This is a genomic window from Daejeonella sp., from assembly GCF_036405355.1.
Lineage (GTDB): Bacteria > Bacteroidota > Bacteroidia > Sphingobacteriales > Sphingobacteriaceae > Daejeonella.
This window is the reverse complement of the sequence record NZ_DASWXT010000095.1, coordinates 1-10,246: the sequence shown is the minus strand read 5'-3', so window position 1 is coordinate 10,246 and position 10,246 is coordinate 1. Positions and strand designations below refer to the sequence as shown.

Annotated in this window: 10 protein-coding genes and 1 pseudogene; all 11 read right to left on the bottom strand. The window is 38.5% G+C overall.

Translation table 11 applies throughout. From position 1 onward, the window contains the following. Window positions 1–413 (bottom strand): annotated as a pseudogene (locus VGE44_RS11790) (NADH-quinone oxidoreductase subunit M); the annotation flags it as partial. 49 nt (window positions 414–462) lie between these two features. After that, a complete protein-coding gene (nuoL, locus tag VGE44_RS11785; RefSeq protein ID WP_331079244.1) occupies window positions 463–2,502 on the bottom strand; it encodes an NADH-quinone oxidoreductase subunit L in 2,040 nt (679 codons plus the stop codon). Continuing rightward, window positions 2,502–2,807 carry an NADH-quinone oxidoreductase subunit NuoK gene (gene nuoK / locus VGE44_RS11780; RefSeq protein ID WP_331079242.1) on the bottom strand — a complete coding sequence of 102 codons (306 nt, stop codon included), beginning with the start codon at window positions 2,805–2,807 and terminating at the stop codon, window positions 2,502–2,504. The genes nuoL and nuoK overlap by 1 nt, the downstream gene beginning before the upstream one ends. Continuing rightward, window positions 2,804–3,337 carry an NADH-quinone oxidoreductase subunit J gene (locus VGE44_RS11775; RefSeq protein ID WP_331079240.1) on the bottom strand — a complete coding sequence of 178 codons (534 nt, stop codon included), beginning with the start codon at window positions 3,335–3,337 and terminating at the stop codon, window positions 2,804–2,806. Before VGE44_RS11775 ends, nuoK begins: the two co-directional genes overlap by 4 nt. 2 nt (window positions 3,338–3,339) lie before the next feature. Further along, window positions 3,340–3,924 carry a 4Fe-4S binding protein gene (locus VGE44_RS11770; RefSeq protein WP_331079248.1) on the bottom strand — a complete coding sequence of 195 codons (585 nt, stop codon included), beginning with the start codon at window positions 3,922–3,924 and terminating at the stop codon, window positions 3,340–3,342. A gap of 41 nt (window positions 3,925–3,965) precedes the next feature. Beyond that, window positions 3,966–5,039, bottom strand: coding sequence for an NADH-quinone oxidoreductase subunit NuoH (gene nuoH / locus VGE44_RS11765; RefSeq protein ID WP_331079238.1), 1,074 nt, complete (start codon window positions 5,037–5,039; stop codon window positions 3,966–3,968). Window positions 5,040–5,118: 79 nt separating this feature from the next. Then, on the bottom strand, window positions 5,119–5,925 hold the full coding sequence (murI, locus tag VGE44_RS11760; protein WP_331079236.1) for a glutamate racemase: 807 nt from the start codon (window positions 5,923–5,925) through the stop codon (window positions 5,119–5,121). Between the two features lie 104 nt (window positions 5,926–6,029). Further along, window positions 6,030–6,575 carry an OmpH family outer membrane protein gene (locus tag VGE44_RS11755; protein WP_331079234.1) on the bottom strand — a complete coding sequence of 182 codons (546 nt, stop codon included), beginning with the start codon at window positions 6,573–6,575 and terminating at the stop codon, window positions 6,030–6,032. Window positions 6,576–6,618: 43 nt separating this feature from the next. After that, on the bottom strand, window positions 6,619–7,149 hold the full coding sequence (locus VGE44_RS11750; protein WP_331079232.1) for an OmpH family outer membrane protein: 531 nt from the start codon (window positions 7,147–7,149) through the stop codon (window positions 6,619–6,621). A 5-nt stretch (window positions 7,150–7,154) separates the two neighbouring features. Further along, entirely contained in the window at window positions 7,155–9,701 is a 2,547-nt protein-coding gene (locus VGE44_RS11745; RefSeq protein WP_414649329.1) for a BamA/OMP85 family outer membrane protein, read from the bottom strand. A 61-nt stretch (window positions 9,702–9,762) separates the two neighbouring features. Beyond that, the coding region (uppS, locus tag VGE44_RS11740; protein WP_331079230.1) for a polyprenyl diphosphate synthase at window positions 9,763–10,246 on the bottom strand (484 nt) is incomplete at its 5' end.

Sequence of the window (10,246 nt, the reverse complement as noted above, 5' to 3'; positions counted from 1 at the left end):
AAAACTCCCATTACTGCCGTGTTCAGCAACAGGAACAAGGAGAAATATGCTTTCAGATTTGTTTTAATTTCCCAGGATGCCAGGGTAGCCACAAACATGACCAGAGCACTCAGCATTAGAAATGGCATAGATAAACCGTCGATACCTAAGAAATAGTCAATCTCCAGTTTGCCTATTCCTCCAAGATCAAGACGAATCCAGGGTAATTTTTCAATAAACTGAAACTGTTCTTCCCTATTTATTCCTGCTACAGCGCTATTGAAACGGGTATAGATAAAGACACTTAATATAAATTGGATCAGACTGACACCAAGACTAATGAATTTAAACCTCTGCTGATAGCCTGATGGAAGGACCAGAATCAGCAAGGCGGCCACGATTGGCAGGAATATGAGAATAGAAAGCAGATTCATATTGACCCTCCCCTGAGCCCTTTTACGGAGATGAATAATTGAATTAATCTCATATAAGATAACTTAAAATAAAAAATGAGAGCACAAGAAGCAACATAGTTGTAAGATAATGTTGTAATCTGCCCGATTGAAAATTTCTGAAAAACCGGCCAATGTATCTTGAAAATGAGCCGCTAGCATTGACCAAACCATCAATGATTCTTCTGTCAAACCAGTCGATAATTGAAGATATTATTTTTGTTAATCTGGCCATACTGATAACCAAACCGTCAATTACTGTTCTATCAAATCTATACGAGAGCAGGGAAAGCTTTTCTACAGATCTGATGAACATAAAACTATAAATCTGATTAAAAAACCATTCCCGATTTGAAATATGATAGAGCCAGGTATAGTTCATTAATTGGAATCCTTTATCAAGAACATAAATTCTGTAGGTTATAAAAATTAATACAAAAGATCCAAAATTCAATATTAAAGGCACCAGCCAGTGAAAAATACTGATTTCTCCAATCATGGATACCTGAAATCCCTCCCAAAGCCAGGACGATTCGAAAGAAGCAGGATTAAAAGCAAAGACTATAAATGTGCAAAAAAATGAAAGTATGAGTAAAACATACGTCATCTGAACCGGTGAATCATTTATGTGGCCAAGTTTATGAGCTTTAATTTCTCTGGATTCTCCGAAAAAGACTTTAAAAACCAATCTGAAAATATAAAAAACCGTTAACCACGATGTTAATACCATTAACCAGGGAAGGATCACAACTACCCCTTCCCGTGTAGTCGCCCATTCAAAAGTCCTGATCAAAATAGCATCCTTTGACAGAAATCCTGAAGTTAAGGGTAACCCAACCAGAGCCGCTGAAGCAAGACACATCCCCAAAAAAGCAAATGGCATTCTTTTCCTTAATCCACCCATCAGGCGAATATCCTGGTGATCAAAATCATGGCTGTATTTCTCACAATAATGATGGAGCTGATGAATCACAGAACCTGCGGCAAGAAACAATAAACATTTAAAGAACGCATGTGTGGCTAAATGAAAAATGCTTTCAGAATAAGCTCCGATTCCGAGAGCCATAACCATAAAACCCAATTGTGAGATTGTGGAATAGGCCAGAATCCGTTTAATATCGTTTTGGGTTAAAGCAATTGTGGCTGCCATGAAAGCAGTAAAAGCACCAATCCAAACCATTATATCCAATACCAGAGGATCAAAAACAGGATAGATCCGGGCGATCAGGAACACTCCGGCAGCAACCATTGTAGCTGCATGAATAAGCGAAGAAACTGAAGTAGGCCCCTCCATCGCATCGGGAAGCCAGGTATGCAATGGGAATTGTGCAGATTTAGCCATTGCACCCAGAAAAAAGGCTAAACCGGCAATACTAAGCCAGATTACAGGTATTTGCTGTGAGCCGCTTATCCATAAACCATTTTCAATTGAGGCAGTACGTATCAAACCTCCATCTCCAAAAAGTCTGATCAAATCAAGTGTCTGAAACTGGGTATAAATGATCAGGATTCCGGTCAGAAAACCTAAATCACCTATTCTGTTCATGATGAATGCTTTCTTAGCAGCCTGCGATGCTGCATGTTTACTAAACCAGAAACCAATCAGAAGATAGGATGAAAAACCAACCAGTTCCCAGAAAAGATAGATCAATAATAAGCTGTCCGAAATCACAAGGCCAAGCATTGAGAAACAAAATAAGCCCAGATAGGCCCAATACCTGTGAATATTGGGGTCGTTCTTCATATACTCACGTGAATAAATATGAACCAAAACTGAGATTCCGGAGACCAGAACCATCATCAGAACGCTAAGATTATTTAAAAGTATCCCTGCATAAAACTGAACCTTCCCAATCAGAAACCAGGAAAATTGCTTGTGCTCAGGCTCTGCATTCCAAATCTGTGAAAACAGATAAATTGACAAAAGAAAAGACAGTGAAATAGCTGATAATGCGAAGTTGGCACCTCCACCCTTTTTTGAAGAAAGTATAAAAACAAAAGAAAATAAAGGCAATATCGCAGCTAAAAGTGCAATCAAACCAATGTTTTCTAAAAAGTTTAGTCCTTCCATCAATCCTTCAATGTATCGGTTTTAGTCGGGTCTATCGACTTGAAATATTTATAAACATTTAAAATGATTGCAAGGGCAACTGCAACTCCTGCTGCTGCAAGAACAATTGCAAATAATGCAAACATCTGACCTCCGCCTGCTATTTTATCATACTTCCCAAAAGCGACAAAATTCAAAACCGCAGCATTGATCATAAACTCGATACCAATCAGAACCTGAATTGCATTTCTTCTGGTCAATACTGCATAAAGGCCGATACAAAAAAGGCCAGCACTAATTAATATGAAATGTGCAATTGGAATCATGCCTTCCCTCCCTTTCTGGCCAGATGTGCCGCACCAATCAATGCCATCATCAGAAATACCGAAAGTATTTCAAAAGGGAGCAGATAAGTTGTCATTGTATAAATACCAATCTGATGTGTAGTATTGTCAGCCGGATTAACAGGTACACTTTCCTGAATCCATACTAATTGGTTTAAATCAGTTTTAATAATGACTAAAGCCAATATTAAAAGGAATAAAAGGCTGATTAAAATTCCTGCAAAATTATTGACCTTAAAGCCAGAATTTGTTGGTTTGAGACTATTGAGCAATTCCCTGTTAGATAACATAAAGGCAAAAAGCATAAGTACCAGTACTCCACCGGCATAAATAACTATCTGAGCCAATGCAATAAAATCAGCCAGTGCAAATAAATAAAGAGCCGCAAGTGAAAACAGAGTTACAAAAAACAGAAAAATACTTCTGACCAGATTCTTCATAACTACCACACATAGTGCAGAAATGAGTACCGATGCAGCAAAGAAGTAAAAGATAATCTGTTCCTCTCCCATAATCAATTTTGAGTTTTCTGCTGCATTGCAGCTTCTTTTGCAGCCATTCGTTCAGCATTCAGTTTCTCCAGAGCAAGCCGCTTTTCTTCGGCCTCTTCCGGCTTCATATCCGAAAATTTATAGATCATTTCTTTCAAATCAGGCATACTTCTGTCATAGGTATCGGTCATGACTATACACTCGGTAGGACAAACAACAGTACACAAACCGCAGTACATACATTTTGCCATGTCAATATCAAACTTTGCAGCATAGAGACGCTTAGTTGTGCCATCTGAAGTTTTTCCGATAGCCTCAGTTGCTTTTATACTTTCGATCTCAATACAATCAACCGGACAGATCTTAGCACATAAATCACATACTATACAATCATCCATTTCCACATCCAGCTGGTACCTCCCAACTTCTGGTACAGGTAATTTCTGATGAGGGTACTGGATGGTTGTCATGCCATTGGTTTGAGCAAAATAATCTTTATCCGTAATAGATAATACTTTCCTGCTCTCTCTAGCTGCATAGAAATGCCCCATGGTCAGGCCTAAACCTTTAAATACAGTTTTGAAAGCATGTAATACCTTTTTAATCATCTTATTACAGGATATATCTGCATTTTCTTCTAAAAATCCTACTATTGCATCACACCCAGCCTCCACAAGCCCGAGATTAGCATACATAAAAATGCCAAAGGAGTTAAAACCTTCCAGCAAAAGCTCATAAGCTGATCAACCCTAAGTCTTGGCAAGGTCCAGCGTATCCAGATTTGTACCGCAACAACCGCAAGCGTCTTGACGAGAATCCAGAAGATTCCCCAGCCAATCCCTGTAGTCCATAAGGCCAATTTAGCAAAACCGACATTAGGCAACGGAGTATTCCATCCACCCAGGAACAAAACCACCCCTATCATTCCTACCAGAAACATCATTGAATATTCGGCAAGAAAAATGAAAGCAAATCTCAATCCTGAATATTCAACATGAAAGCCCCCTACAAGTTCTGATTCAGCCTCCGGAATATCAAATGGCGCACGATTACATTCAGCCAGTGAAGCAATAAAGTAAATGATATAGGCAAGGATCAGATGCGGAGCCTGAAAAATATTCCATGCAAGAAGACCTCCAACAGACTTTACCTCCCATATTCCAAGAAAATAAACCTGCTCAGTACTAAGGATTCCCTGCCTGATACTAATTTCCTGGAGATTCAGGCTTTGTGCAATCATAACAGCAGAAATTAATGCGACACCAGCAGGGATCTCATAAGAAATCATCTGGGCAACCGAACGCATGGAACCTAAAAGGGCATATTTGTTATTTGAGCCCCAGCCTGCCATTAATATTCCCAGAGTTTCTATTGAAAGTATCGCAAAAATGTAAAAAAGTCCCAAATTCAGGGAAGAAGGTATGAGTCCCGGTGCCCAGGGCAAAGCTGCAAAACCCAGGTAAACTGAAACGAAAATAACTATGGGAGCAAGTATAAACAGAATTTTATCGGCGGCTGTCGGAATAATGAATTCCTTTTGAAGCATCTTTATGATGTCGGCAAATGCCTGAAGGGTACCATATTTTCCAACCTCCATCGGCCCGATGCGATCCTGAATAAATGCGGAAATTTTTCGTTCAGAATATAAGGCAAACAGGGTAAACAGTGCTGTAAATGCAAATAATGCGGTAGCAACTAGTACATATGTCAGATAGAAAGTCAATTTACCGGGCTTATGTACGCAAACTTAAGTATTATGCTTATAAATGCAGACTAAATCTATCTATTATAAAGAATTTAATTTAATCCCATATAGGTTTATAAGACAGATGTATCTTCTCTCCAAAAAATAAACGGGTGCTTTTTGCGAAAGAAGGGGTATAATCAGAAACAAAAAACTGATGGCGTTTTGCAGGACCTTCATTAAGTAAACCGAGCTTTGTAAGGCACTCCTTAAGGTCTTCAGCAACTATTTCAGCAGTATTGATAATATCAACCTTCCCACCGTAAAATGAAGATATTTCGGGCTTTATCAGGGGATAATGAGTACAGGCAAGTATAAGACTATCGATTTTTTTAAGTTTTGGAGAGGTCAGGTATGAGTTGATCACTGTTTTACTGATATTATTATTAAAAAAACCCTCCTCGATCATAGGTGCCAGCAGGGGGGTCGCCAGTGAAGAAACCTCAATATTAGGGTCTGCTATTTTAAACTTTTTAGCATAAATATCAGACCGAATGGTTGATTTTGTCGCAATCACCCCTATTTTTTTATACTTTCCCTTATTAAGCATTGCATTTACTACCGGATCAATCACATTGATAATAGGGACTCTGTCGCCAAGAAAATGCACAAGTTCATGATAGGCATGAGCTGATGCTGTATTACAGGCAATTAGAATGAGCTTACAATTTTTATCCAGAAGGAACTTAGCAATCTTGAGGCTGTAGAATTTAATTGCTTCTGGTGACTTATCACCGTATGGCATGTGAGCGGTATCACCAAAATAGATGATCTGTTCATTTGGTAAAATTTTTCGGATAGCATTTGCAACCGTAAGGCCTCCGATTCCGGAATCGAAAATTCCAATGGGAAGTGCTGAACTCATATTTCAAAAATAGAATAATATTTCGAGCAGTTGTGTTGAATTGTTTGAACAAAAAAAATGCGAAGCATTTAGCTTCGCATTAGATTTTATTCTGATTTAAACTCTTATTTAGCTGCAGTTGTGATGCCTAATTTAGTTTTCACATCATTGATCAGATCAGTTCCTCCGTCAAAATAAACTACTCCCGGCTGAGAAACATCGAAAACATAAGCAAAACCTTTTTCTTTAGCTACTGCTTTAACTGCATCCTCTGCCTTTTTAAAGACAGGCTGGTAGATTTCGGTACGCTTTGTAGTTAGCTCTTCCTGAGCTTTTTCCTGAGCATCTGTGATACGTTTCTCAAGATCCTGAATACTTGCACCAAGCGTGGTTAATTCTTTCTCTAAAGTAGCTCTGTTAGCCTCGCTAAGAGTTTTATATTTTTCCTCGTAAGAAGTAACTAATTTCTGACGTTCTGCACCCATCAATTCAAGAGATGTTTGTTTTGCCTTCGCAAAGGTCTGGAAAGTTGCATCAGCTGTTTTCATTTCTGGCATTGCCTGCAACAGATCAGCAGAATTGATGTGGCCAAATTTTTGCTGAGCATTTGCAGTACCTACTGCAAGGAACATTCCAAATGCAACAACTCCTATTTTTAATAAATTTTTCATTTTTTCTTGTATTCTGTTTTTTGTTTATAATTTGTGAGAGATCTTATTTATTTATTGTTCCGGGTTTATAACCTAACCTGGTAATTACATCATTACTTTTGTCTAAACGCGGACTTGCATATAAAAGTGTAATCTCGCTGTTTTTATCAAATATCATATCGAGTTGCTGAGCATCTGCAACAGCCTGAACTGCTTTAGAAACACGATCCTGAATAGGTTTTATTAATTTAGTCCGAACCTGAAAAAGTTCACCTTCAAACCCAAATTTTAGTCTTTGAAATTCCTTTGCTTCCTTTTCTTTTTCAATTATTTCATTTTCCCTGGTCTTTCTCATCGCTTCAGTCAGTAAAACCTGATCGGCCTGATAAGCTTTAAAAAGTCCTTCAATCGCGATAAACTTTGCATCAACCTCCTTCTGCCATTGCGCAGAAAGTGCGTCCAGCTGCTTTTGAGAGGAATTATATTCAGGAATATGTTTCAAAATATAATCGCTATCCACGTATGCAAAACGTTGTGCAGATGCCCCTAAACTAGTAAAGACAAATAATAAAGCTATAATAAGAATTCTTTTCATATTTCTTAATTAAATCCCCCATTTAAGGCCTGTGAAATACTGAAAGTGAATGGATTTCTTCCACTATCAGGCAATCCTGGTATCTTATCGAAGGCAAAGCCATAATCTATCCCAAGAAGACCAAAAATAGGTAAAAATACTCTTGCTCCAACTCCTGCCGTACGTCTGATATTAAATGGTGCGAAATCACGGAATGAATTCCATGTATTTCCTCCTTCAGCAAAGGCCAGTACGAAAATGGTTGCAGTCTGACTGGCGGTAATAGGATGTCTTAATTCCAGAACATATTTATTAAACAAGGGACTTCCAGATCCCTGTGCAATCGTTGGGTTAGATCCGGCAGGAATAATGGCGTTGTTTGCATAACCACGCATTGCAATAATCTCAGATCCCTGAAGGAAATCAAATCCCTGCATACCATCACCACCAAGTTTGAATCGCTCAAAAGCCGACTGCCCAACCGCCTGATTGTAAATACCAAGGAAACCGAATTGAGCCTGAGCCTTAAGAATCAGCTTTCCGTAGATACGTTGAAACCATTGTGACTCAAACTTCCATTTATGATACTCAGTAAATCTGTATTTTTCTTTATCTGTTGCGATTGCATAATTCTTATTATTCAATAATGAATAAGGAGGAGTTGCCTGAATAGTCAATTTTAAATTCGAGCCCGATGTTGGGAAGATGGGCGCATCGACCGAACTTCTGCTAATCTCCTGAGTTAAGTTAAAATTATAGGAAGTACCTGTCGAAAAAATAAATGCATTATAATTGTTCAGGATATATTGCTGCAGGTTGATTGAGGTATTTGCCTGAAAATAATCATCCGGCCATTTTAAACGCTTACCAAGGCTATAGGTCATACCATTCATGCGAATTTTCTGTTGATTCGCATCCCCGTTTCTGAGTCCGTTAGACTGCAACGAAGTAAAGGCGCTGATACCAAAATAAATAGGTTTTTTTCCACCCAACCATGGCTCAGAGAATGAAAAACTATAAGATTGATAGAACTTACCATTGGTTTGTCCCCTGATGCTCAACTTTTGACCATCTCCTTTCGGTAAGGGCTTCCAGGCACTTTTATTGAAAAGATTACGAGCGGAGAAATTATTGAACGTTAACCCTAAAGTACCGACCACACGTCCTCCGCCAAAACCTCCTGACAATTCAATCTGATCAGAAGGTTTTTCGACCACATTGTATTCGATATCCACTGTACCATCATTAGGATTGATGTTGATAGGTTTAGGATCAGTTTTAGTATCGTCAAAATTTCCTAATTGTGCAATTTCACGCGTACTTCTCACAATAAGCTCTTTGGAGAATTTCTGCCCTGGTTTGGTCCGGATTTCTCTTAAAATTACTTTATCATTGGTTAGCTCATTACCCTTAACCTTAATATTGTTAATGGTGTATTGCGGACCTTCATACATTCTCATCTCAAGATCGATGGTATCACCGTAAACCTTGGTTTGAACCGGATCCACATTGAAAGTAAGGTAACCATCATTCATATAAAGTGAGGATACATCATCTCCACCCGGACTACTGGTTAGCTTTCTTTCTAGCTTCTTCTCACTAAAAACTTCTCCTTTATTGATCGCCAGAATTGTCTCCAGAACTTTGGTGGAATATTTGGCATTCCCTGCCCAGGTTATATTCCCGAAATAATATTTAGGACCCTCATGCAAGTCAATTTTGACGCCAATAGTACTTTTACCTGTGCGGTAAGTGGTGTCTTTGATGATTTCAGCATCCCGATAGCCCTTTTCATGCATCTTTGATATTAGGTTCAGCTTATCCTCATCATACTTATTCTGCAGAAATTTACCAGATCCAAACACCTTGTAAATGGCTTTTTCTTTAGTCTTCTTAAGATATTTCTTTAAATTTTTGTTTTTAAAGTCTTTATTCCCGGTAAAAACAATTTCACTTATTTTAACCCTGTCGTTCTTTTCAACTGTAATGTCCAGAATCTTATTATTCGCTTCTGAGGTATCTTTTCTTTCGGCAATCAATACATCTGTGAATAGGTAACCCTTTTCAGTAAAATGTTTCTTGATAATATCAGTAGTTGTTTTTAATAAATTCTCATTGACGACCTTTCCGGTTTTATCGTTTAATTTTTCGCGCACATCTGCTATTTCGCCTTTTTTTAACCCGATTAATTCGATTCTGGTTAAACGAGGGCGTTCCACTACCTCAATCTCAAAAAAGATCGAATCAGACCTGATTTCGGCGATGTTTAATTTTACATCATCAAATAATCCCTGAGCCCATAAATTTTTAACGGCATTGGAAGTAGCATCTCCCGGCACGGTTATTCTGTCGCCCTTGGTTAGTTTAGAAATAGTAATCAAAACATCCTTATCCAAAAATTCAGTACCCAGAATGGTAGTTCCACCAATAACAAAGTCTTTGGGATTCAGATAGCTAAGTTCATCATTAGATGCAGCAGGTCTTGCTGGTGTTGGAGTCCCGGTTCTCCCAAACTGGGCCATTGCAGAAGTACCGGATATAAGTAGTAAAAACAGTATGAGAATGCGATTCATTTGGTGTCTTAAAGGTGCTAAATTAAGCTAATAGCTTGTTAAAAAGTGTTAAAAGTGAAAATTAGTTCAACTGTTCACTTGTCATACCGAATCGTCGCTCACGTTTCTGATAGTCCAATACGGCTTCAAAAAGATCCTGCCGTCTGAAATCAGGCCATAATTTTGAAGTAAAGTACAATTCAGCATAAGCAATTTGCCATAAAAGATAATTGCTGATTCTGTGTTCCCCGCTGGTCCGGATCATCAGCTCAGGATCAGGAATGCCGGCAGTGTTCAAATGAGCGCCAAAAACATCCTCGGTAATATCCTCAGCCCTTAACTCACCGTCCCTGACTTTTATTGCTATTCTTTTGGCTGCATCGGTAATTTCCCATCTTGAACTGTAGCTGAGCGCAAGAGTGAGTGTGCAATTTGTATTTAATGAGGTCTTCTTTATTGCTTCCATTAATTGCTTACGGCATTTTTCTGGCAGGGAAGACAGGTTTCCGATAGCATTTAAACGTACCCCATTATCCATTAAAGTTTTAGTTTCTTTACTTATAGTT

Coding starts and splice junctions, on each gene's coding strand:
- VGE44_RS11745 (WP_414649329.1), bottom strand. CDS start 9,701: ATGAATCGCATTCTCATACTGTTTTTACTACTTATATCCGGTACTTCT.
- murI (WP_331079236.1), bottom strand. CDS start 5,925: ATGAGTTCAGCACTTCCCATTGGAATTTTCGATTCCGGAATCGGAGGC.
- nuoK (WP_331079242.1), bottom strand. CDS start 2,807: ATGATTCCAATTGCACATTTCATATTAATTAGTGCTGGCCTTTTTTGT.
- VGE44_RS11755 (WP_331079234.1), bottom strand. CDS start 6,575: ATGAAAAATTTATTAAAAATAGGAGTTGTTGCATTTGGAATGTTCCTT.
- VGE44_RS11770 (WP_331079248.1), bottom strand. CDS start 3,924: ATGATTAAAAAGGTATTACATGCTTTCAAAACTGTATTTAAAGGTTTA.
- VGE44_RS11750 (WP_331079232.1), bottom strand. CDS start 7,149: ATGAAAAGAATTCTTATTATAGCTTTATTATTTGTCTTTACTAGTTTA.
- VGE44_RS11775 (WP_331079240.1), bottom strand. CDS start 3,337: ATGGGAGAGGAACAGATTATCTTTTACTTCTTTGCTGCATCGGTACTC.
- nuoL (WP_331079244.1), bottom strand. CDS start 2,502: ATGGAAGGACTAAACTTTTTAGAAAACATTGGTTTGATTGCACTTTTA.